24 protein-coding genes are annotated in these 22,044 nt (G+C 73.3%); 17 read left to right on the forward strand and 7 right to left on the reverse strand.

All coding sequences use genetic code 11. The annotated features are described in order from the left end of the window. The first annotated feature begins 10 nt into the window (after window positions 1–10). Window positions 11–199, forward strand: a complete 189-nt coding sequence (locus tag ACFPL3_RS04835) for a hypothetical protein (protein WP_343942864.1) — start codon at window positions 11–13, stop codon at window positions 197–199. Between the two features lie 9 nt (window positions 200–208). Here ACFPL3_RS04835 and ACFPL3_RS04840 read toward each other — a convergent pair whose 3' ends face one another. Together ACFPL3_RS04840 and ACFPL3_RS04845 are read right to left on the reverse strand one after the other, a co-directional pair. Next, window positions 209–1,189: a zinc-binding dehydrogenase gene (locus ACFPL3_RS04840; RefSeq protein ID WP_343942865.1), complete on the reverse strand. Its 981-nt coding sequence runs from the start codon at window positions 1,187–1,189 to the stop codon at window positions 209–211. Between the two features lie 45 nt (window positions 1,190–1,234). Beyond that, window positions 1,235–2,605, reverse strand: a complete 1,371-nt coding sequence (locus ACFPL3_RS04845) for an MFS transporter (protein WP_343942866.1) — start codon at window positions 2,603–2,605, stop codon at window positions 1,235–1,237. A 117-nt stretch (window positions 2,606–2,722) separates the two neighbouring features. Here ACFPL3_RS04845 and ACFPL3_RS04850 point away from each other — a divergent pair, with 117 nt between their 5' ends. The 9 genes from ACFPL3_RS04850 (at window position 2,723) to ACFPL3_RS04890 (ending at window position 11,400) form a co-directional block, all read left to right on the forward strand. Then, window positions 2,723–3,196 (forward strand): MarR family winged helix-turn-helix transcriptional regulator, encoded by a 474-nt coding sequence (locus ACFPL3_RS04850; RefSeq protein ID WP_343942867.1) that lies wholly within the window; start codon window positions 2,723–2,725, stop codon window positions 3,194–3,196. A 74-nt stretch (window positions 3,197–3,270) separates the two neighbouring features. Then, window positions 3,271–4,215 carry a hydroxymethylglutaryl-CoA lyase gene (locus ACFPL3_RS04855; protein ID WP_343942868.1) on the forward strand — a complete coding sequence of 315 codons (945 nt, stop codon included), beginning with the start codon at window positions 3,271–3,273 and terminating at the stop codon, window positions 4,213–4,215. A gap of 25 nt (window positions 4,216–4,240) precedes the next feature. After that, window positions 4,241–4,975 (forward strand): enoyl-CoA hydratase/isomerase family protein, encoded by a 735-nt coding sequence (locus ACFPL3_RS04860; RefSeq protein ID WP_343942869.1) that lies wholly within the window; start codon window positions 4,241–4,243, stop codon window positions 4,973–4,975. Then, complete coding sequence (locus ACFPL3_RS04865) at window positions 4,972–6,165, forward strand: CaiB/BaiF CoA transferase family protein (protein ID WP_343942870.1); 1,194 nt, start codon at window positions 4,972–4,974, stop codon at window positions 6,163–6,165. The genes ACFPL3_RS04860 and ACFPL3_RS04865 overlap by 4 nt, the downstream gene beginning before the upstream one ends. A 1-nt stretch (window position 6,166) precedes the next feature. Then, complete coding sequence (locus tag ACFPL3_RS04870) at window positions 6,167–6,916, forward strand: enoyl-CoA hydratase/isomerase family protein (RefSeq protein WP_343942871.1); 750 nt, start codon at window positions 6,167–6,169, stop codon at window positions 6,914–6,916. Further along, window positions 6,913–8,508 (forward strand): AMP-binding protein, encoded by a 1,596-nt coding sequence (locus tag ACFPL3_RS04875; RefSeq protein WP_343942872.1) that lies wholly within the window; start codon window positions 6,913–6,915, stop codon window positions 8,506–8,508. The genes ACFPL3_RS04870 and ACFPL3_RS04875 overlap by 4 nt, the downstream gene beginning before the upstream one ends. Beyond that, window positions 8,505–9,470 carry an NAD(P)H-dependent flavin oxidoreductase gene (locus ACFPL3_RS04880; protein ID WP_343942873.1) on the forward strand — a complete coding sequence of 322 codons (966 nt, stop codon included), beginning with the start codon at window positions 8,505–8,507 and terminating at the stop codon, window positions 9,468–9,470. Before ACFPL3_RS04875 ends, ACFPL3_RS04880 begins: the two co-directional genes overlap by 4 nt. 610 nt (window positions 9,471–10,080) lie before the next feature. Further along, window positions 10,081–10,344 carry a DUF397 domain-containing protein gene (locus ACFPL3_RS04885; protein WP_343942874.1) on the forward strand — a complete coding sequence of 88 codons (264 nt, stop codon included), beginning with the start codon at window positions 10,081–10,083 and terminating at the stop codon, window positions 10,342–10,344. A 159-nt stretch (window positions 10,345–10,503) separates the two neighbouring features. Beyond that, entirely contained in the window at window positions 10,504–11,400 is an 897-nt protein-coding gene (locus ACFPL3_RS04890) for a helix-turn-helix domain-containing protein (RefSeq protein WP_343942875.1), read from the forward strand. 105 nt (window positions 11,401–11,505) lie between these two features. On the opposite strand, the gene ACFPL3_RS04895 is transcribed toward ACFPL3_RS04890, so the two are convergent. Together ACFPL3_RS04895 and ACFPL3_RS04900 are read right to left on the reverse strand one after the other, a co-directional pair. Continuing rightward, window positions 11,506–12,393, reverse strand: coding sequence for an SAM-dependent methyltransferase (locus tag ACFPL3_RS04895; RefSeq protein WP_379588427.1), 888 nt, complete (start codon window positions 12,391–12,393; stop codon window positions 11,506–11,508). Window positions 12,394–12,510: 117 nt separating this feature from the next. Beyond that, window positions 12,511–12,696 (reverse strand): hypothetical protein, encoded by a 186-nt coding sequence (locus ACFPL3_RS04900; RefSeq protein WP_343942877.1) that lies wholly within the window; start codon window positions 12,694–12,696, stop codon window positions 12,511–12,513. Between the two features lie 177 nt (window positions 12,697–12,873). Here ACFPL3_RS04900 and ACFPL3_RS04905 point away from each other — a divergent pair, with 177 nt between their 5' ends. Together ACFPL3_RS04905 and ACFPL3_RS04910 are read left to right on the forward strand one after the other, a co-directional pair. Continuing rightward, window positions 12,874–14,112: a sensor histidine kinase gene (locus ACFPL3_RS04905; protein WP_343942878.1), complete on the forward strand. Its 1,239-nt coding sequence runs from the start codon at window positions 12,874–12,876 to the stop codon at window positions 14,110–14,112. Beyond that, window positions 14,109–14,774: a response regulator transcription factor gene (locus ACFPL3_RS04910; protein ID WP_343942879.1), complete on the forward strand. Its 666-nt coding sequence runs from the start codon at window positions 14,109–14,111 to the stop codon at window positions 14,772–14,774. Before ACFPL3_RS04905 ends, ACFPL3_RS04910 begins: the two co-directional genes overlap by 4 nt. Here ACFPL3_RS04910 and ACFPL3_RS04915 read toward each other — a convergent pair. From ACFPL3_RS04915 to ACFPL3_RS04925, 3 genes are all read right to left on the reverse strand, one after another. Then, entirely contained in the window at window positions 14,744–15,637 is an 894-nt protein-coding gene (locus ACFPL3_RS04915) for a CPBP family intramembrane glutamic endopeptidase (RefSeq protein WP_343942880.1), read from the reverse strand. The two genes, ACFPL3_RS04910 and ACFPL3_RS04915, sit on opposite strands and share 31 nt — an antisense overlap. 86 nt (window positions 15,638–15,723) lie before the next feature. Beyond that, window positions 15,724–16,197 carry a cupin domain-containing protein gene (locus ACFPL3_RS04920; protein WP_343942881.1) on the reverse strand — a complete coding sequence of 158 codons (474 nt, stop codon included), beginning with the start codon at window positions 16,195–16,197 and terminating at the stop codon, window positions 15,724–15,726. Beyond that, window positions 16,194–17,555 carry an NtaA/DmoA family FMN-dependent monooxygenase gene (locus ACFPL3_RS04925; RefSeq protein ID WP_343942882.1) on the reverse strand — a complete coding sequence of 454 codons (1,362 nt, stop codon included), beginning with the start codon at window positions 17,553–17,555 and terminating at the stop codon, window positions 16,194–16,196. The genes ACFPL3_RS04920 and ACFPL3_RS04925 overlap by 4 nt, the downstream gene beginning before the upstream one ends. Before the next feature lie 102 nt (window positions 17,556–17,657). Between ACFPL3_RS04925 and ACFPL3_RS04930 the strand changes: the two genes are divergently transcribed. The 5 genes from ACFPL3_RS04930 to ACFPL3_RS04950 all read left to right on the forward strand — a co-directional run bounded on the left by ACFPL3_RS04930 (window position 17,658) and on the right by ACFPL3_RS04950 (window position 22,044). Then, on the forward strand, window positions 17,658–18,518 hold the full coding sequence (locus tag ACFPL3_RS04930; protein WP_343942883.1) for a LysR family transcriptional regulator: 861 nt from the start codon (window positions 17,658–17,660) through the stop codon (window positions 18,516–18,518). Window positions 18,519–18,608: 90 nt separating this feature from the next. Further along, a complete protein-coding gene (locus ACFPL3_RS04935) occupies window positions 18,609–18,731 on the forward strand; it encodes a hypothetical protein (RefSeq protein WP_343942884.1) in 123 nt (40 codons plus the stop codon). Between the two features lie 108 nt (window positions 18,732–18,839). Further along, complete coding sequence (locus ACFPL3_RS04940; RefSeq protein WP_343942885.1) at window positions 18,840–19,568, forward strand: alpha/beta hydrolase; 729 nt, start codon at window positions 18,840–18,842, stop codon at window positions 19,566–19,568. 5 nt (window positions 19,569–19,573) lie between these two features. Further along, entirely contained in the window at window positions 19,574–21,082 is a 1,509-nt protein-coding gene (locus ACFPL3_RS04945) for an ABC transporter substrate-binding protein (protein WP_343942886.1), read from the forward strand. Further along, the gene (locus ACFPL3_RS04950; protein ID WP_343942887.1) at window positions 21,079–22,044 is read left to right on the forward strand and encodes an ABC transporter permease; all 966 of its coding nucleotides are present in this window, start codon (window positions 21,079–21,081) and stop codon (window positions 22,042–22,044) included. The genes ACFPL3_RS04945 and ACFPL3_RS04950 overlap by 4 nt, the downstream gene beginning before the upstream one ends.

Below are 22,044 nucleotides of genomic sequence, written 5' to 3' on the forward strand. Positions count from 1 at the left end.
GAGGACAACCATGCTTCACGAGAACCTGCCCTACCCCGTCCCGCAACTGTGCGAGGAATGCTGCTGCCCGGTGGCCGATGTCCGCTGCGGCGGAGTGGTGGCCACCCGTCACTGGCCCGGCAGCCAGGGATCGCGCGTGTACCTGCACGCCGAGTGCTTCACCCTGGCCCGCGACCGCCGGCGGCTGGCCCGCTCGTAGCGGCCGGCCTCAGGCGGCGGGGTCGATCGACAGCTTGACGGCACCGTCGCCGTGCCGCCGGGCCACCGCGAGCGCCTCCGGCAGCCGGTCGAGCGGGTAGACCGGCTCGAGGCAGTGCTCGACGTCGATGCGGCCCTCGTGGATGTGCTGCACCGCGTCGCGGAACGAGACCAGCCCGGGCTCGGACTGCGTGCCACCCGCCCACTGGATGCGCAGCACCTTGCGGAACGCCTCGAACATGGGGAACGGCGCCGGGCCGAGGCGTTCCGGGAACCCGAAGAAGCCGAGCGTGCCGCGCATCGCCACGGCGTCGACGGCGGCGGAGCGCAGCGCGTCGTAGCCCGCCGCCTCGATCACGATGTCGGCGCCCGTGCCCCCGGTGACGTCGAGCACGGCGTCCACGAAGGACTCGTCCGGCGCGTGCACGAGCGTGCGCGCCCCGAGCCTGCGGGCCACGGCGAGCCGCCGCTCGTCCAGGTCGGAGACCACGACGTGCTCGAAGCCGAGCTGCCGCGCCTGCTGCAGGAAGAACAGCCCGGCCGAGCCCGCGCCGATGATCGCCGCGACGCCGTTGCCCACCACCGGCTCGAACGTCCGCATCGAGTAGAGCGTGGTGCCGTACTGCTGGGCCATGAGCAGCCGCGCGGGGTCGCCGTCGGCCGGCAGCGGCACCACGTGGTCGTCGTCGATCAGCTGGTACTCCGCGAAGCAGCCGCCGTCGCGCCCGGTGGGGACGGTGAGCACCCGCACCCCGGTGGGGTAGCGCGCCGACCTGCTCTCGACCACGACGCCGACGCCCTCGTGCCCGGGGTACCCCGGCCACCCGACGCGCTCGGGGTTGTGGAAGCCGTCGTACACGGAGTGGACGTCGGAGCCGCAGATCGAGGCGCGCTCCATCCGGACCACGAGCTCACCGTCGGACCGTGCCGCCGGCTCCGGGAACTCCCCCACCTCGACCCGACCCGCTTCGGGCACGAACGCTGCGCGCATCACCGCTCCCCTCCCGCCGCCCCGACGGCAGCGGCCCGTCGATCGTCACACGCGCTGGGGGTCGCGCGCCCCCTCCTTCAGGTCACCGGGCTTCACCCCGACCAGCAGCAGGACGACGGCCAGCAGGATGACGCCCGCGCTGATCTGCAGGCCGAGCGACAGGCTGCCGGTGGCGGACTGGATGAACCCGAGCAACGAGGGCGACGCCGCGGCGGCGAACGAGCCCATCGAGGTGACGACGGCGATGCCGGTGGCGGCGGCCCGGTCGGTGAGGTAGATCGACGGGATCGAGTAGAAGACGGTCAGGCCCGAGTAGTGGGCCGCGGCCATGACGGCCAGCAACGCCACCACCAGCACGACGTTCTCGCCGACCACGGAGAGCGTGACCATCGCGAGGACGGCGACCATCCAGCTGGTGGCCGCGTGCCAGCGGCGTTCCAGGGTGCGGTCGGAGTGCCTGCCCACGACGAGCATCACGGCGATGCCGAGCAGTGGCGGCACCGCGGAGAAGAGCCCGAGGTTCAGCACGTTCCCGACGCCGGCCTCGGCGATGATCCGCGGCGTCCAGTAGGACACGGCGTTGGCCAGCGTGTAGGCGCCGCACGCGCACAGCCCGAGGATCCAGACCTTCGGGTCGCGCAGCGCGAGCAGCAGCCCACCGTGGGTCTCGGAGCCGGCACCCTCCCCCTTGCTGCGGCTGTCGGCGTCGAGGTCGGCGCGGACGGCGGCCTTCTGCGCCGGGGTGAGCCACCTCGCCTGCTCCGGCTCGTCCACCAGCACCACCGCCACCAGCGCGGCGAGCAGGATCGGCGGGATCCCCTCCAGCAGGAACAGCCACTGCCAGTCCGCGAGCCCGGCCACCCCGCCGAGCGTGTGCATGATGGCCCCGGACACCACGGACCCCAGCACGCCCGAGACCGGCACGCCGATGAAGAACACCGCCGTCATCCGGGTGCGCCGGGCGGAGGGGAACCAGCGCGAGAGGTAGAACAGCGCCCCGGGGAAGAACCCGGCCTCGGCCACGCCGAGCAGGAACCTCGCCAGGTAGAAGGTGAACTCGTCGCGCACGAACATCGTCGCGCACGTCACCAGGCCCCAGGTGATCATGATCCGCACGAGGGTCTTGCGGGCGCCGATCCGCGCCATCAGGGCGTTGCTGGGGACCTCGAAGAGGATGAACCCGACGAAGAAGAGCGTGACGCCGAGCCCGTAGACCGCCGGCCCGAAGGCGAGGTCCCGCTGCAGACCCTGCTGGGCGATCCCGATGTTCGTGCGGTCGATGAAGCTGACGACGTAGCAGATCACCAGCAGCGGCATGATCCGCAGGGCGATGGTGCGGTAGGTGGACGCGCGGTCCACCGCGTCGGCACCGCTGCCGCGGTCCGGCTGCCCGGTGACGGCGTGGGGTTCGGCCACGACTTCTCGACTCCTTCGTCTGGGCGCGTTGTCGCCGAGGCACCGGCGGCGCGGCCGAGTGTCGCCATCGTGTGTTGATTCTGTCAACAGTCGGGTGGCGATCGCTACGATGACGCTATGGCGCAGCGCACGGACGGGCGGGAGCTCGTGCCCATCTCGGAGCTCCTGTCGTACCGGCTGTCGCGCACCTCGTCGGCGATGTCGCGGTCGGCCGCCCTCCGCTACCGCCGGGAGTTCGACGTGAGCCTGGGCGAGTGGCGCGCGATCGCGCTGATCGCGTCCGACCCCACGCTCACGCTCAACCGGCTCGCCCGCCGGGCCGGCCTGGACAAGGCGCAGATGAGCCGGGTGGTCAGCCGCCTGACCGAGCGGGGCCTGGTCAACCGGACCGCCGGGTCGGGCCGCACGTCCCAGCTCGCGCTCACCGAGGAGGGCACCCGCGTGTACCGGGGCCTGATCGCCGCGGCCAACGAACGCGACACGGCCTTCCTGGCGATCCTGTCCCCCGACGAGGCCGACACGCTGTTGCGCGCGCTCGACAAGCTCGCCGACCTCGCGCTCGCCACCGAACAGCTCGAGCGGGAGCGCTGAACACCTCACTGGTGTTGACATTATCAACAGCACCGCGTACTGGTTGAGCCATCGACGAGAGAGGTGGCTCCACCATGGCCGGTCCGGCGCGTGACGTCGTGACGATCTGCGAGTGCTTCGCCCGCGACGGGCTCCAGCACGAGCCCGCGTTCGTGCCGACCGCCACGAAGATCGCGCTCCTGCGCGCGTTCGCCGACGCCGGGTTCCGCCGCGTGGAGGCCACCAGCTACAGCCACCCCTCCCGGGTGCCCGCCTTCGCCGACGCCTCCCAGGTGCTCGCCGAGGTCGCGCCCCGGCCCGGGGTGGCGTTCAAGGCGACCTGCCCCAACCCCCGCGCGGTGACGCGGGCGCTCGCCGACCTCGACGCCGGTCACGGCGCCGACGAGCTGAGCCTGCTGGTCTCGGCCACCGAGAGCCACACCGAGCGCAACCTGCGCACGACCCGGTCCGGGCAGTGGGAGCGGGTGGCGGAGATGGTGGCGCTGGCCGCGGGCCGATTCCGGCTCGTGGGGGTCGTCTCGGTGGCCTTCGGCTGCCCCTTCGAGGGCGCCGTCGACCCGGGCCGGGTCGCCGCCGACGTCGCGCGGTTCGTGGAGCTGGGCGCCGACCTCGTGACCCTCGGTGACACCACAGGCGTGGCCACCCCGCGCACGGTGGCCGCGCTGTTCTCGCGGCTGGAGCGCACCCACCCGGACCTGCCCGTCGTCGCCCACTTCCACAACACCCGCGGCACCGGCATCGCCAACGCCGTCGCCGCGCTCGACGCGGGCTGCCGGCACTTCGACAGCGCCGTCGGCGGCGTCGGTGGACACCCCTCCGGCATCACCTACGGTGCCGGGCTGACCGGCAACGTCTGCACCGAGGACCTGGTCAGCCTGTTCGACGCGATGGGCGTCGACACCGGCGTCGACCTCGACGCGCTGGCCGCGGTGTCGCGTGCGTGCGAGGAGGCGTTGCAGCGCCCGCTCCACAGCATGGTGGCGCGCGCGGGCTTCGCCGGCACGCGGATCCCCGCCTGATCCGCCCCACCCCTGGAGGAAGCATTTGACCGTCCCGACCGACGTGCTGCTCGTCGAGGACCGCGACGCCGTCCGCGTCCTCACCCTCAACCGGCCGGAGAAACTCAACGCCCTCGACACGGCCCTCACCCGCGCCCTGGACGCGGCCCTCGACGCGGCCGACGCCGACCGCGCGGTGCGCGCCGTCGTGCTGACCGGCGCCGGGCGCGGCTTCTGCGCGGGCGCCGACCTGCGCGAGTTCTCCGGGCTCACCCCGGACCGGCCCGACGCCGTGCTGGAGCGCGCCGCGCTGACCGCCCGGCTGCAGGTGCGGATGCAGCGCATGGCCAAGCCGGTGGTGTCCGCCGTGCGCGGGGTGGCGGTGGGCGGCGGTGCAGGCCTCGCGATCGGCGCCGACATGGCCGTGGCGGGCTCCGACCTGCGGTTCGGCTACCCGGAGCTCAAGCACTCCATCGTGCCCGCGCTGGTGATGACGGGGCTGGTGCGCCACCTCGGCCGCAAGCTCGCCTTCGAGCTCGTCAGCACCGGTCGCCTGCTCGACGCGGGCGAGGCGCTCGAGCACGGGCTCGTCAACCGGGTGGTGGAGCCCGACGAGGTCGTGGCCGCCGCGCTCGGGATCGCCGAGCAGTGGGCGGCCGTCGAGCCGCGCGCGCTCGCCGCGGCCAAGGACCTCTTCCACCGCGTCGCCGACCTCCCGACGGACGCCGCGATGCGCGCGAGCCAGGACGTCAACGCCCTGATGCGCGGGTTCCGCCGGTGAGCCCCCAGCCGCTCGCGGGGACCACCGTCCTCGACTTCTCCCGGGTGCTCGCCGCGCCCCTGGCCACCCAGGTGCTCGCCGAGCTCGGCGCCACCGTCGTCAAGGTCGAGCGCCCGGGGTCCGGGGACGAGACCCGCGGCTTCGAGCCCCGGCTCCCCCACGGGGAGAGCGCCTACTTCTTCGCTTTCAACCGTGGCAAGCACTCGATCACCCTCGACATCAAGGACCCGCGCGGCCGCGACCTCGCCCGGCGCCTGGCCGCCCGCGCCGACGTTCTCGTGGAGAACTTCCTGCCCGGCACGATGGAGCGCCTCGGGCTCGGCTATGCCGTCCTCGCCGAGTCGAACCCGGGCCTGGTCTACGTCTCGGCCAGCGGGTTCGGCCAGAGCGGTCCGGACCGCGACCGCAAGGGCTACGACACCGTGTTCCAGGCCCTGTCGGGCGTGATGGCGGCGACGGGCGAGGCGGACGGACCGCCCGTGAAGTGCGGCGTGCCCGTGGCGGACCTGAGTTCCGGGCTCTGGGTGGCGATCGCCGTGCTGAGCGGCCTCGCGGGCCGCGCGGCCCACGGGCTGGGCACCCACCTCGACGTCTCGATGATGGACGTCCAGCTCAGCCTCCAGGCGCTGGGGGCGGCCCGGCTCTTCGCCCTCGACGAGGATCCGGTCCGCACCGGCACCGAGCACCCCGGCCGGGTGCCGTCCGCGGCCTTCCAGGCGGGTGACGGCCACTGGCTGCACATCAGCGGCAGCGACCAGCACTGGGGCCCGCTGTGCGCGGTGCTCGAGCTGCCCGAGCTCGCCGCGGACGCCGGCCTGCAGCGCAACGCGGGGCGCGTCGCACAGCGCGATCGTGTGATGAAGTCGCTGCGCGCGGCCATCGCCCGGTGGGACCGCGACCCCCTGGTCCAGCAGCTGCGCGCGGCCGACGTCCCGGCCGGGGCGGTCCGCTCGCTGCGGGAGGCCCTCGCCGACCCGCACACCGCCGCACGGGAGGTGGTCGGGCGCTTCTCCCACCCGACCGAGGGCGAATTCCCCGCGCTGCGCACACCGCTGCGTGAGGCGGGCGGACCACCACCCGCACCGGGTGTGCCACCCCTGCTCGGGGCAGACACCGCAGGCGTGCTCGGTGACCTGGCCGGGCTCACGGAAGCCGAGATCGGCGAGCTGCGCGCCGCGGGGGTGATCTGAGGTGAGCGAACCGAGGAGGGTCCGGCTGCGCGTCGAGGACGCGGTCGCGCACGTGGAACTCGCACGGCCCGAGGCCCGCAACGCGGTCGACCTGCCCATGTGCCTGCAGCTGCGTGCGGGGTTCGAGGAGATCGACGCCGACGACGGCGTCCGGGTGGTCCTGCTCGGCGCCGACGGCCCGGCGTTCTGCGCGGGCGCCGACCTCAAGGAACGCGCAGGCAAGGACGACCCGTGGGTGCGCAGGCGCCGCGTCGCCTCGTTCGCCGCGTACGCCGCGATCGAGGCGTGCCGCCGCCCGGTGGTCGCGCTCGTGCACGGCGCGGTCGTCGGCTCGGGCGGCGAGATCACCCTGGCCGCCGACTTCGCCCTGGCCGCGGAGGGCACCACCTTCCGGTTCCCCGAACCACACCGGGGCACGGTCGGCGCCACCCAGCGCCTGCAACGCGCGATCGGCCGGCGCCGCGCGAAGGAGCTGCTGTTCACCGGCCGCCCCGTCGACGCCGCCGAGGCCGCCGAGCTCGGGATCGTCAGCCGCGTCGTCCCGGCCGACGAGCTCGCCGACGCGGGTGCGGAGACCGCACGCGCCATCGCGCAGGCACCCCCGCTCGCGATGGCGCTCACCAAGCGCGCCGTCGACCTCGGCGCCGAGACCGACCTCGACCGGGGCATCCGGATCGAGATGTCCGCGATCGAGCAGTGCCTCGCCGACGGCGGGTGGCGGGAACGGTTCGGGAAGGAGACCGGGAAGTGATCGAGCTGCGCAGCGCGTGCCCGCTCACCGCGCACGAGGCGCTGGAGCGCGCCGCCCTGCTCGCGCCGGACGTCGAGGCCGTCGTCACGGCGCAGGAGCGCGTCACCTACGGCGAGCTCGCGGCCGAGGTCGGGCGGATCCGCGCCGCGCTGCGGGCGGCCGGCATCGGGCCCGGCGACCGGATCGGTCTCTGCCTCGGCAACGGCCCGGCCTGGGTGGCCCTGTTCGTCGCCCTCGGTTCGGTCGGGGCGGTCACGGTGCCGGTCAACACCCGGTTCACCGCCGACGAGGTCCGCTACACCCTCGCCCACGCCCGGGTGAGCACCCTGTTCGTCGCCGACCGGGTGCTCAACGTCGACTTCACGGCCATGCTCGACCGGATCGGGCTCGACACCCTCCCCGAGCTGCGCCGTGTCGTCATGCTGGGCAGCGCGGTCGCGCCCGCCGCCACCCCGTGGACCGACTTCCTCGCCGCGGGCGAGGGCACCACCACCGAGCCGACGGCGACCCCCGACGACGTCCTGCTCGTGCAGTACACGTCCGGCACCACCTCGCGCCCCAAGGGTGTGCTGCTCACCCACCGCAGCATGTGCGCCGACGCGTTCTTCTCGGGAGCGCGGATGGGCCTGCGCCCCGGAGACCGGTTCCACTCCGCACGGCCGTTCTTCCACGTCGCGGGCAGCACCCTGTCCGTGCTGTCGTCGATCCAGCACGCCACCACGCTCGTCACGATGCCCCGTTTCGAACCCGGTGAGGCGCTGCGCCTGCTCGAGACCGAGCGGTGCACGCACTTCTCCGGCAACGACACGATCGCCCTCCTGCTGCTCGGCCACCCCGACCGGGCGCGCCGCACCCTGCACCTGCGCGGGGCCTGGGTGGCCGCTTCCCCCACCGTGGTGCGCCGCGTGATCGACGAGCTCGGCGCGCGGGAGTGCGTGGCGGGCTACGGGCTCTCCGAGGCCTCCCCGAACGTCGCGCAGTCGGCGTGGTGGGAACCGGAGGAGGTGCGCGCCGCGGGCGCGATGGCGATCGAGCCGGGTGTCGAGGTGCGGATCCGGGCGCTCGACGGCAGCGGCGACTGCGGCCCGGACGAGCCAGGGTCGATCCTCGTGCGCGGCTGGAACGTCATGCAGGGCTACCTCGACGACCCGGTCCGCACGGCCGAGACCGTCGACGCCGACGGCTGGCTGTTCACCGGCGATGTCGGCGCGCTCGACGCGTCGGGGCGTCTGCACTTCATCGGCCGCACCAAGGACATCATCCGCGTGGGCGGCGAGAACGTCGCCCCGGCCGATGTCGAGGACACCCTGCACCGGCACCCGCTGGTCCGCCAGGCGGCGGTGGTCGGGGTACCGGACGAGCGGCTCGTCGAGGTGCCGTTCGCGTTCGTCGTGCTCTCCGGGCCGGGAGTCACCGAGGACGAGCTGATCGCCTGGTCCCGCGAGCACATGGCCGGCTTCAAGGTGCCGCGGCACCTGCGGATCGTCGACGGGTTCGAGCACATCGGCATGACCGCGAGCTCCAAGGTGCAGAAGAGCAGGCTCGCCGAGCACGCCCGCGCCCTGCTCGAGCGCGCCCGGACCGGCGCATGACCCGGCTCCGCACCCCCGTCACCGACCTGCTGGGCATCGACCTGCCCGTCGTGCAGGCCGGCATGTCGTGGGCCTCGTCGTGCTCGGCCCTGCCGCTCGCGGTCAGCGGCGCCGGTGGTCTCGGCGTCGTCGCGGCGGGCCCGATGCGCCTGCCCGAGCTGGCCCGCACGCTCGACGAGGTGGCCGCCGGTACCGACCGGCCGTGGGCGGTGAACCTCCCGCTCCACCGGGCGGGCGCCGACGAGGTCGTCGACCTGCTGCTGGAGCGGCCGCCACCGGTGCTGATCGCCTCCCAGGGCGGCCCCCGCCGCTACCTCGAGCGCTTCCACGACGTCGGCACCCGGTGCCTGCACGTCGTCGCGAGCGTCGAGCACGCCCGAAAGGCCGCCGAGGCGGGGGTGGACGCGCTCGTCGTGGTGGGGGCCGAGGCGGGCGGCCACCCACCCCCTGCGATGGTCAGCACCCAGGTCGTCGTACGCGCCGTGGTCACCGCGGTGCCGGACGTCCCCGTGATCGCGTCCGGCGGGGTCGCCGACGGCCACGGCCTCGCTGCGGTGCTCGCCCTCGGAGCGGGCGCCGCCCAGTTCGGCACCCGGTTCCTGGCCAGCACCGAGGCCGCGGTGCACGAGGGGTACAAGTCCGCGGTGGTCGCGGCCGGCGTGCACGACACCCGCACCGTGGGTCGCGGGCTCGGTGTCATCCGGGCGCTCGCCAACGACTTCACGGGCCGCATGCTCGACCTCGAGGAGTCCGGCGCAGGCGAGGACGCGCGGCGCACCGCCTTCCACGCCGCCACCCTCAAGGACGCCGCGCTGCACGGCGACGTCGCGGGCGGCAAGGTCGAGGCGGGCCAGTCCGCGGGCCTCGTGGACGCCGTGCTGCCGGCCGCGCAGATCGTCGAGCGGATCGTGGCGGAGTACCGCACCGCGCTCGCCGCACTTCCGCAGCCGTGCGACGACTGAGCCCGGTCGGCGCCGGATTCGGGATTTCCGGACCACGGCCGTCGGCGCAATACCGGTAAGCGCGGGCCGGGCTCACCGTACTGCATCCCCGCTGCTCGGCAGTGCTATCCGGCAGGTGAGTGGGACAGGTCGGCCGGACTCGTCGCCGGTGAAATGCTCTGCACCGGTCCACCACGGCGCCGGTGGTGCCGCGTCGTGGAATCGGACACGCGTCGTGAGTAGGAGAGCGCGCGTTCTCGCGCCGACCCGGTCGCGATTCCGACCTCGCCGGTACCGGGTACGGGGAAAACGCAATTCGCCGCACCCGGAGCACCGGCCTCCGCGGCGATCCTGGCCCGCGGGTGTCGCGGGGCGGCCCGGCCGGCTCCCCGCCCGCGGCCGGCCCGCATGCCGGACCCGGAGCCCGCACCGCGAACGTCGGCGTTCATGATCCACAGCCTATTTCCCCGGAGCGCCTGCCCGCAAGCCACCGGGCAAGGCCCTGGCCTGGCACTCCTCTGCAGGCGCAGCTTGCAAGTTGCCGATGCAACCCCAGATGAAGTTTCATATGCAATTGCGGCCGCCTGGGGGGTGGCCGGATCCACCACGAGCAGGCGGAGGGACGACCCAGATGCAGGACTTCGTTGGGCCGGCGGACGAGTTGACGACGTCATCGACGTCGAGTGGTGAGCTGCGGTGGCGCAAGAGCCTCCACAGCAACCCCAACGGCTCCTGTGTCGAGCTCGCACCCGTCACCGGCAGGCGAGTGGCGATGCGCAACTCGCGCCACCCTGACGGGAATGTGCTGGTGCACACCGCGGAGGAGTTCCGGGAGTTCCTGCTCGGCGCCAAGCACGGTGAGTTCGACGATCTGGCCGAGGACCTGAGCGCCTGAATCGGAACGCACACGAGACGAACATCTCGTGCACCCATCCCCGATATCGCTCTGCACCCACTCGACGCCGTAGGGTGTAGTCCGGGTGGTCCGTCGGAGCAATGCTCGCGGTACCGTGTGGCCCGATGCGCAGGAACCGCGGTCTTCTCGGGGGTGAATATGGCCGATGGCCAGGAGGACGACCCGCTCGACGGTGCGTTCGCCGAGGCTCGAGGCGGTCCCACTGTCCTGCGCATCCTGGTCGGTGCCCAGCTCCGACGGCTTCGTGAGGCCAGTGGCATCAGCCGCGAGGCCGCGGCATATGCCATCCGGGGCTCCGAAGCGAAGATGAGCCGGATCGAGTCCGGCCGGGTCGGCTTCAAGCCCCGCGACGTCGCCGACCTCCTCACCCTGTACGGCCTGGCCGAAGGGTCAGCCCGAGATGTCGTGCTGCACCTCGCCGAGCAGGCCAACGAGCCGGGGTGGTGGCACCGCTACAGCGACACCATGCCCGACTGGTTCTCCACCTACGTCGGGCTGGAACAGGCCGCCACGATCATCCGCAGCTACGAGGCCCAGTACGTGCCCGGGCTGCTGCAGACGGCGGCCTACGCCAACGCGGTGGTCAACCTCGGCGAGGCCGTCCGGGCCGACGAGGTGGGTAAGCGGGTGGAGCTGCGGCTGCACCGCCAGCAGCTGCTCTACATGCCCAAGCCCCCCGACTACTGGGCGGTGATCGACGAGGCGGTGCTGCGGCGCAACCTCGGCGGCAAGGACGCCATGCGGGATCAGCTCGATCACATCCTCGAGGTCAGCAAGCGGCCGAACATCACGGTGCAGGTCGTGCCCTTCGACCGCAGCGACGTCGCGGCGGTCGGCGGGCCGTTCACGCTGCTCCGCTTCGCCGAACCCGACCTGCCCGACATCGTCTACCTCGAGCAGCTCAACAGCGCGTTGTACCTGAACAAGGACGTCGACGTCCGCAACTACCTCCAGATCATCAACCGGCTCGCCGCGGGGGCCCTCACCCCGCAGCGTTCCGCCGAGTTGATCACTTCCGTGCGCGACGCGCTCTGACGTCAGTCGCGATCCGGGCCTCCCCGAACAACGAAGAAGGCGGCCGCTCGAGTCCTGTTCGGACTCGGGCGGCCGCCTTCCGGCCGGATCACATGTGCGCGACGATCAGGGCTTGCGACCCACGCCGGCGAGAGTGGGCTGGTCCTTCGGGTCGTCACCGGGCTCGGGACGCCACTTCGGAATGGGAACGAGTCCGGGTTCGACGAGTTCGAGACCGTCGAAGAACCCGGCGAGTTCCTCCGGGGTCCACAGCTTGTACGGCACCGCGCCGGTGTCGTCATAACCCTGCTGCGCCCGGTTGAACGCTTCGTCCTCGGTGGTGGAATCGGAGAACGCCAGGTAACTGCCGGACACGAGCTGGTCCATGATGCGGTGCACGATCCCGGTGGCGACACCGTAATCGTTGGTGTGCCCGAGCACGCCGTTGATGGTGACGGCGATGGGCTTGCTCAGGTCGAGCGTCTTCGCGGCCTCTTCGAGGACGACCGCGGTGTCACTCATGTTCGTGTCGATGTACGCGGTGGCCCCTTCGGGCGTGCTGGTGAGCAGCGCCCGGGCGTGCGCGAGAACGGTGGGGTCGTTGTCGACGTACACGATGCGGGCGGCCGGGTTGGCCGACTGGGCCACCTGGTGCGTGTTGTCGTTGGTGGGCAGCCCGGTGCCGATGTCGAGGAACTGCGAGATCCCTGCTTCACCCGCCAGGTAGCGGACGCTGCGCCGCAGGAAGAACCGCATGTTCCGCGCGATGTCGACGATTCCGGGGAAGGTCGCGATATACTGGTCCCCGGCTTCCTTGTCGACGGGGTAGTAGTCCTTCCCGCCCTGCCAGTAGTTCCAGATCCGCGCCGAGTGGGGAACAGACTCGTCGACCGCCGGCCCGGCGTCTGAGCTAGAGAACTCGTTGCTCATGTCGTTGACGCACTCACTCTCTGTGTCCAGTAGGCCTCCCAGAGGGTACATGATCACACGACTCGATGCGCGGCCGTGCGGCATGTTCGCAAAAGGATGCGTCGAGCGGCACGCTCCGAGATCAACCACTGCGGCCGGCCATTCGTCGGCACCTCTGTTTGCGCAGGTGAGGCAACCGGAGCCGCGAGGGGCGCATTCCGTTCAGCGCGGTGAAGCACCACCGCCGCGCCGCCCGATGTAGTCGCGGACCAGCAGCACCACGAGCACGAGTGCGAGTACGCCGAACGCGATTCCGACCGCAGGCGGAAGCGTCGACATCGACGTGAGCCCGTTGGCCACGACTGCGACTACGAGGAGCACCCAGAGGGCCGGACGGGGGAGGGTCATCAGGAGCACCTTTCGTCGGGGACTGGTCGTCCGATGTGATCAAGCCTCGCCGGTGCGCAGCCGGTGCACATCGGTCCGAGGCGTGCACTCCCCCGCTGCCAACTTTCGATGCAGGCGTGGCGGATGATGGGCCCGCTCCCCAGACCCCGACCGTGCGCTGCACCGCGGAGGCCGTCCGTGTCCCGACCGCCGCTCCACCCCGTCGCCGCCGTGGTCTGCGGGATGGTGTCGATCGGGCTGCTGTTCGGCCTGCAGGGCGCCGCGGCGTCCGATCCCACGCTTCCCCCGCCGCCCGCGGTGGGCAGCGCGGGGTGGTGGCTGGTGGTCGCGGTCGTGGTGGTGCAGGCCGTGCTCGTGGCGTGGACCGACCGGTTCCCCACCACGGTGCCGCCCGCGCTCACCGCCGTGCCCCTCGTGCTGGCGGTCGCGGCGCCGGGTGGGGCGTTCACAGTCACGGCCGTCGCCGAGATCGCCGGGGTGTTCCTCGCCGTGGCCGCCCGGCCGCCCCGCGGGTTGTGGACCGCGCTGGCGGGCACCGCGCTGCTGCTGGCGGGTGGGCAACTCCTCAACGAGGTCCGCAGCGGCGCCGCGGGCCTCGGCCCGGCCGCCGCGGCCGGCGTGCTGCAGGCGATCGCCGTCGTCGGCCTGCCGCTGCTGGTCGGGCTGGTGGTCGCGGCGCAGCGCAACGCGCACGACGCCCGCGTGAAGGAGGTGGAGGCGCTGCGCCGCGAGCAGGACGCCCTGTTGCAGGCCGCGGTGTCGCAGCAGCGGGTCGGGATGTCGCGCGAGCTGCACGACATCGCCGCCCACCACATGTCCGGCATCGCGTTGATGGCGGCGGCGATCGACCGGCAGATCGACGCCGACCCCGAGGGGGCGAAGCGGTCGGCGCGCCAGATCCGCGAGCAGAGCAGCGCCGTGCTCGACGACCTGCGCCGGCTGGTCGGCCTGCTGCGCGAGGGCGCCGACGCGACCCGCCCCCTGGAGACGCTCGACGCGGTGTCCGTGCTCGTCGAGACGCGCCGCGCGGCGGGGGCCGAGATCGACCTCACCGTGCCCGCGGCCGCGGTGGACCTGGGCGCGCTCGCCCAGCTCGTGGCCTACCGCATGGTGCAGGAGTCGCTGGCCAATGCCGCGGCCCACGCCCCGGGCGCGCGGTGCACCGTGGAGATCGGGGAACCGCACGGCGGGCAGGTCGCGATCATCGTGCGCAACGGCGCCCCGACTGCACCCGATCCCGGTCCCGGCAGCGGGTTCGGGCTGGTCGGCATGGCGGAACGGGCCCAGCTGGTGGGGGGCGAGCTCGACCACGGGGCCACCCCGGACGGCGGCTGGGAGGTCCGGCTGACGCTCCCGCTCAGCGAAACGATCAGTACGATGCGCGCGCCCGCGCCGCTCCCGGAGGCTCCTGCATGATCCGCGTCCTCATCGCCGACGACCAGCACCTGGTCCGCGCAGGCCTCGAAGCCCTGCTCGGTGCGGAACCCGGCATCGAGGTGGTGGGCGTGGCCCGCGACGGCACCGAGGCCCTCGCGATGGCCCGGGAGCTGAGGCCCGAGGTCGCCTGCCTCGACATCCGGATGCCCGGCCGCAACGGCATCGAGGTGGCCCGCGAGCTGTGCGCACCCGACGCCGACCCGCAGGTGCCGGTGCTCGTGCTCACCACGTTCGACCTCGACGACTACGTCTTCGGCGCCCTGGAGGCCGGGGCGTCGGGATTCCTGCTCAAGGACGCACCCCCGGAGACGATCGTGCAAGCGGTGCGCCAGGTGGCCGCCGGCCAGGGCACGATCGACCAGACGCTCACCCGCCGGATCCTCCAGGAGTTCGTCCACCGCCGCCGGTTGCAGCCGGTCTCGGGCAGGCGGGCCGAGGACCTGCTCACCCCGCGGGAGCACGAGATCCTGCTGCTGCTCGCCCAGGGCATGTCCAACGACGACATCGCCCGCACCCTCGTGGTCGAGGTGTCCACGGTGAAGTCGCACCTGGCGCGGATGCTGCCCAAGCTCGGCGTGCAGTCCCGGCTGCAGGCCGTCGTCTGGGCCTATCAGAACCGCGTGGTCACGGTGCCCGAGTAGCCGAGCCGCCCGCGCGTCCCGATCAGGAGCAGCGCGGCCGCGACGACCGACCCCGCCGCCATCGCCTGCATCGCGGCGCTCGCGTCGATCGTCGGGAACACCTCGGCCCACAGGATCGAGAAGGTGTTGTTCACGCTCACGTGCGCCAGCACGGCCAGCGGCAGGCTCTCCCCGGTGCGGTTGAACACCCAGGTCATCACCACGTTGAACGCGATGCAGAACACGGTGAAGGCCACGGGGTGCGTCCAGCCGGCGTCGAGCCGGCCGCCCCAGTCGGTGAGGAACAGCGGCAGGTGCCAGACCGCCCAGACCGGCCCGAGCACCATCGTGGCGGCCAGCGGGGCGAAGCGGCGCTGCAGGCGCGGCAGCGCGAAGTCGCGCCAGCCGGGCTCCTCGGCGAGGCCGGTCGTGATCATCTGCAGCACCAGCCCCGGGACGTAGGCCAGCAACGCCGCGGTCGACGGGCTGCTCACCTGTCCCCCGGAGAACACGTACCCGGTGACGAAGATGGCGCCCGGCACCCCGAGCAGGCTGATCGCGTACCAGTGCCACCGCACCCGCCAGCGCCACATCCGCCCGAGCCAGCGCCGCAGCCCGGCCCGCCCGTCGGCCACCGCCGTGACGAACAGGGCCGACGCGATCGGGCCCAGGTACGCCCCGGGCAGCACGCCGGCGAACTGGCTCGTGCCCAGGAACTCGGGGAACCGGTACTCCCAGAGCCCCAGCCCGTTCTGCGACAGGATGTAGGGCAGCCAGGCCAGCCAGCTCATCACGTTCGCGAGCACGAAGAAGCTGAGCAGCGGCCTGCGCCGCACCACGTCGAGCAGGTCGCCCTGGACCGGCCGGGTGTCCGAGATCGTCATGGCATCGAGTCTCGGATCAGGAGCGCTCCGCCACGAGATGCGAAGGACCGCACCCCACGGGCGCCGTCGAAAGGTGCAAGCGCCCGTCAGCCCGGGGCGCCGGCCCCGGTGTCGTGCCACGCGGCGTCCCCGTCACCGGGCAGCCAGAGCCCGGGCAGGTTCACCACGATCGCCTCCTGGGTGGTGCGGGAGATGACCACGACCGCGTCCTCGTCCGGGTCGGGGTTCTCCTCTCGGTGCGGCACCCACGGGGGCACGTACACGAAGTCCCCGGGTCCGGTACGCAGCCTGCGCTCCTCGCCGTCCTCCAGGAACACGAACTCGGGGTGCCCGGACACCACGTAGATCGACGTCTCGGACTCGCCGTGGTGGTGGTCGGCCGAGTTCGTGGCGGGCGCAACGGTGGTGCGTCCGGTCCACAGCCGGTCCGAGCCCACCGTGCGGCCCGAGATCGCCTCCTCGCGCCGCATCCCGGAGCTCTGGGCGGTGTCGGCGGTGAGCTCGTCGGCACCGATGCGGTACAGCCTCGACTGCTGCCGGGTCCCCCTCCGCCTGGTCACCGTGCCACCAGCTCGGCGTCCCGCGCGGCCGTGTGCCGGTTGCGCGGCACGGGCAGGCCGAGGTTGCCGCGCAGCGTCGTGGACTCGTAGGCGCTTCGGACCACGCCGCGCTCGCGCAGTATCGGCAGCACCTCGTCGGTGAACCGGGCGAACTCGCTCGGCACGGTGACGGTGATGTTGAGCCCGTCGAGCGCGCCGGCCTGGAACCAGCGCTGGATCTCGTCGGCCACGGTCCGCGGCGACCCGACGAACGGCGAGCGCTGCTCCCGGGTGACGTGCTCCACGGTCTGGCGCAGCGTGTACCCGTTCTCGCGGGCGAGCGCCTTGATCTGCTCGGCACGGGTGCGGAAGCTCGTGGCGCCGAGGTCGCCGAGCTCGGGGAACGGGGCGTCGAGGTCGTACCGGCTGAAGTCGTGCCAGCCGAACGGGCGGCCGAACTGGGCGAGGGTCTTGGCGAAGTCCTTGCCCAGCCGCGCGGCCTCCTCCCGGTCGCGCGCCTCCTCGTCGGTGTCGGCGATCACCGGGCTCACCCCCGGGAAGATCAGCACGTGGTCCGGGTCGCGGCCCTTCGCGGCGGCGCGGGCCTTGACGTCGCGGGCGAACGCCACACCCTGCTCGACGGTGGCGGCGTGGGTGAAGATCCCCTCCCCGACGGCGGCGCCGAGGTCGCGGCCCTCCTCGGAGTCGCCCGCCTGGAAGATCACCGGCTGGCCCTGGGCCGAGCGGGAGATGTTGAGCGGGCCCACCACGGAGAAGTGCTCGCCGCGGTGGTCGAGCCGGTGCTGCTTGGCCGGGTCGAGGAACACGCCCGTCCCGCGGTCGCGGGGGAAGGCGTCGTCCTCGTAGGAGTCCCACAGCCCCTGCGCCACCCGGACGTGCTCGAGCGCGCGCCCGTAGCGGGTGGCGTAGTCGTAGTGCTCGTCGAGGCCGTAGTTGCCCGCGGTGCCCCCGTCGCCGGTGGCCACCACGTTCCAGCCGGCCCGGCCACCGCTGATCAGGTCCAGCGACGCCAGCCGCCGGGCCAGGTTGAACGGCGAGTTGTAGGACGCGGTGAGCGTGCCGACGAGCCCGATGTGGGTGGTCTGCACGGCCAGGGCCGACAGCAGCGTGAGCGGCTCGAGCCGGTTGAGGTAGTGGGGCGGTGAGTGCGGGGTGATGAACTGGCTGTCGACGATGAACACGAGGTCGAACAGCGCGGCCTCGGCCTGCTGCGCACGGGCGGCGTACCAGCGGATGTCGATGCTGGCATCGCCCGGGATCTCGGGGTGGCGCCAGGTGTCGTGCTGGCCGGGGCCGCCGACGCCCATGAGCACGGCGCCGAGCTTGAGCTGTCTGGACCGGCGGGTCGGAGGGGCCACGGCCGGGATCGTCACACCGGCCCGTGCGGGCCGTCCAACAACGAGTGAGGATCGGCATCGATCGTGGACTCCGATCGATCGGCGCCCGTAGCGTCGTCCGTCGTGGGACGGACGCTGGACCTGGAGCACCTGCGCAGCTTCGTCGCGGTGGCCGACTGCGGCGGGTTCCACCGCGCCGCCAAGGCGCTGCACCTGTCGCAGCCCACGGTCAGCCAGCACGTGCGGCGGCTGGAGAGCGTGGTCGGCCAGCCGCTCACCGAGCGCGTCGGCCGCCTGTCCCGGATGACGGCGGCGGGCGAGCTGCTGCTCGGCGAGGCCCGCCGGATCCTCGCCCTGCACGACGAGACGCTGCGCAGGCTCGGCGCCGACACCGACGAGGACCTGGTCGTCGGCGCCACCGAGCACGCCGCCGACGACCTGCTGCCCGAGCTGGCGAGCGCGCTGGCCGACGGGCCCGGCGTCGGGCAGGTGCGGTTCCGCCTCGACCGCGGCGCCCGGCTGCGCGAGGCGATCGACCGCGGCGACGTCGACGTCGCCCTGCTGCTCGGCGACCCGGAGGACGAGCGCTCGCAGCAGGCCGGTGCGCTGCCGCTGCGCTGGTACGCCGCCCCCGGCTGGTCCGGTGCTCCGGAGCACGGCCCGGTGCCGCTGGTGGCCCTGGACGAGCCGTGCGCGATCCGCAGCCGCGCGCTGGAGACCCTCGCCGCGCACGCCACGACCGCGGCGATCACCTGCGAGGCCGCCTACCTGGCGGGGGTGCTCGCCGCCGCCCGCTCCGGGCTCGGCGTGGCGCTGCTCGCCACCGTCGGCGCGGGCCCGGACGGGCTCGAGCGCCGCGACGACCTGCCGGCCGTCACCCCGCTGCCGGTGGCGGTCCGGTCGCGGCGGGGGCTGCGCCCCGAGGTCGCCGACCTGGCCGCGGCGGCCGTGCGGAACATCCTCGTCGCTGGTCACAGCGGGTAATGTCCGGACGAAATTGATCACTGTGTGCGATCGACCACGATGTGGATCCGCTATTGGACAGGCACAGCGGACGTCGGTGAGACTCCCTTCGTGCCGCTGACCACGACCGCCCGCCGCGCCTCCACGCGTCGCTGCGCGCCGTCGTGCCTGCTCACCCGGCGCCGGGCCGTCGACCTCGGCCGCACCGGGTCCGCGGGCTGTCGCCCCTTCTGACGACCCCGCCCGGCTGACGCGCCCGCGCGCGTCCCTCCTCCGCACCCCGGCGTGCCGGCCCCCGGCCGCGCCCGGATCCCGTCCTGCCCCCGAAAACAGGAGCGCGTCATGACGCTCGCCCAGCAGCCCGTGCAGACCTGGCCGCAGCCGCCCGCAGTGGCCGCGCGCGGCACGCTCGTCGTCGTCCCCGGCCGGGGTGAGCACCCCGGCGTCTACGAGCGCTTCGGCCTGCGCCTCGCCGCCGACGGCTACCCGGTCCACGCGGTGCCCGACCCCGTGCGCGACGGCGCGGCCGCACTCGACGGTGTGCGCGCGGCCCTCGCCGACCGCCCGGGCCCGCACGTGCTCGTCGGCTCCGACACCGGTGCGCTGTGGGCGGCGGGCCTGGTGGCCGAGGGCGAGCTCGCCGTGGACGCGCTCGTGCTCGCCGGGCTGCCGGTGCCCGGGCCCCCGGTCGCCGCCGGCTCCTGGGAGGAGGAGGTGGCCGCCCGCACGGCCTGCCCCACCCACCAGGGACGGCTCACGGCCGACCCGGCACTGCGTCGCGGCGCGATCCAGGAGCCGGTGCCCGACGGGTGGGCCGACCGCGCCCGGGCCGCCGCGATCACGGTGCCGGTACTCGGCCTGCACGGCGGCGACGACGCGATCAGCCCCTTCGGCGTGGCCCGCGCCTGGTACGGCGACCTGCCCTCCGGCCGGCTGGTGCGGATCACCGGCGGGCGCCACGACGCCCTCAACGACCAGACCCACCGCACCGCGGCGGCCACGGTCGTGCTCTTCCTGGAGCAGCTGCGCTCCGGCCCGGAACTCGCCCCGATCGCGGTCGAGGTCCGGTGATGCACATGATCACCGGACGTCCGAGAGCCGCGCTCGCGGCCGTCGTCACCACCCTCCTGCTCGCGGGCTGCGGTGGCGGCGGGTCCGCGGCCGGCGGGCCGACCCTGTCCTGGGCCGTCGACTTCCCGGCCCACTGGGACCCCGTCGTGCAGGGCAGCGGCGCGGGCTTCCGCGTGCTGTCGCTGGTGTACGCCTCCCTCACCGAGATCGACGAGAACGGCGGGGCCCGCCCCGGCCTGGCGGAGAGCTGGACCTACAACGAGACCGGCGACCAGATCACCTTCCACCTGCGCCCCGGCCTCACCTTCTCCGACGGCACCCCGGTGAACGCCGACGCCGTGCGCCAGTACCTGGAGCGGGCCCGCCACCAGGAGGACTCCGCGCTCGACGGCGACCTCGGCTCGATCGCGTCGGTCACGGCCGACGGCGAGCTGGACGTCGTGATCGGGCTGACCCAGGTCGACTACCAGATCCCGCTGCTGCTCGGCCAGCGCGTCGCGCAGATCACCAGCCCCACCGCGGCGCAGGACCTCGACCGGCTCGACCAGTGGCCGGTGGGCGCCGGGCCGTTCGTGGTGACGGAGCTGGTGCCCGAGTCGCACGTCGTGCTGGAGAAGAACCCGGCCTACTGGGACGCCGCGAACATCCACATCGACCGCGTGGAGGTGCACGACGCCCCGGACGCGGCGAGCGTGGTCTCGGCCGTCTCGACCGGTGTCTACGACCTCGCGCCGCTCGCGCCGAGCCAGGCGCAGGCGGCCCGCGCCGCCGGCCTGGACGTCGTCGAACAGCCGGGCTTCAACGCCGCGAACATCAGCCTCAACACCAACAAGGCGCCCTTCGACGACCCGGCCGTCGTGGAGGCCGTGCGGCACGCGGTGAACCGGCAGGAGTTCGTCGACAAGATCACGTTCGGGCTCGCCCAGCCGACCACGCAGCCGTTCCCGCCGCAGTACGTCGCCTACGACCCGCAGTCGGCGGACCTGTGGCCCTACGACCCCGACCGGGCGCGGCAGATCCTCGCCGATGCGGGCTACGCGCCCGGGGACATCCGCGTGGAGCTGGTGGCGCGCGCGGAGGACCCCCAGTCGGAGATCATCCAGAGCCAGCTCGGGGCGATCGGGATCACCGTGGACATCCGGGTGTCGCCGGACTGGGCCACCCCGTTCTTCGCGAAGGACCTCGCGCTGTCCTGGTACTCGACCACCGGCCGGGAGTCGCCGGTGCAGACGCTCACCGCGCACTTCGGGCCGGAGGGGCCGCTGAACCTCAGCTCGCCCGCCACCCCGCCCGGGTTCGCCGAGGCGGTGGCGCTGGCCCGCAGCACGCCGCTCGACTCGCCCGACTACCAGGCCAACCTGCAGGCCGCCACCCGCGCCGGGCTCCAGAGCGGCGCGCTGGTCTTCACCTACAGCCTGCCGAACCTGTTCGTGAAGAACCCGCGGGTCGGTGACCTGCCCAGGATCCCGGGCCAGGTGCACTGGACGGGCGTGCGCCTCGAGGACGAGCTGTGATCCGCGGGGGCGCCGTCGGCGGCGTGCTGCTGCGCACCGCGGGCGTGTTCGTGCCGGTCTTCGCGGTCGGCACGTTCGTCACCTTCGCGCTGCAGGACCTGTCCGGCCTCTCCCCCGCCCACCTGCAGCTCGGCGAGTCGGCCACCCCGGAGGCCGTGGCCGCGCTGGAGCACGAGTGGGGGCTCGACCGGCCCTTCCTCGTGCAGTACGGCGACTGGCTCGCCGGTGTGCTGCAGGGCGACCTCGGCGCGAGCTGGTACAACGGCGTCGACATCGCCGACGGGCTGGCCACCCGCGCCGTCGTGAGCCTGTCGGCGGCCGGGCTCGCGCTCGCGATCGGGATCGTCGGCGGACTCGTCCTCGGCACGCTCGCCGCGCTGCGCCCGCGCACCCTGCTCGACCGCGGGATCACCGCCTGGACCACCCTGATCTCCACGATGCCGCCGTTCGTGGTCGGGATCGCGCTGGTCGCGGTGTTCTCCGTCGGGCTGGGCTGGCTGCCCTCGGCCGGGTTCGTGCCGTTCGACCGCAGCCCGCAGCTGTGGCTCGCCCACCTGCTGCTGCCCGCGCTCGCGCTCTCGGTCGACACCGTCGCCGACGTCGCGCGGCAGTTGCGCACGGGGTTGGTGTCGGCCTACCGGCAGGACTACGTGCTCGGCGCGGTCGTGCGCGGGCTCGGGCCGCGGCGCATCTTCTTCCGGCACGTGCTGCGCAACGCCCTCGGCCCCGCCCTCGCCATGCTCGCCCTCAAGTTCCCCAACCTCATCGGCGGCGCCGTCGTCACCGAGGCGGTCTTCGGGCTCGCCGGCCTCGGCGCGTTCGCCGCCGACTCCGCCCAGCGCGGCGACGTGCCCGCGGTGCAGGGCGTCCTCGTCGTCTCGATCGTGGTGGTCGTCGTGTTCAACGTCCTGGTCAACCTGGCCCTGGTGCGGATCACGCCGTCCGCGGCGCGGGGGGTGTGA

Source organism: Pseudonocardia zijingensis (assembly GCF_042657305.1).
Classification (GTDB): Bacteria; Actinomycetota; Actinomycetes; order Mycobacteriales; family Pseudonocardiaceae; genus Pseudonocardia; species Pseudonocardia zijingensis.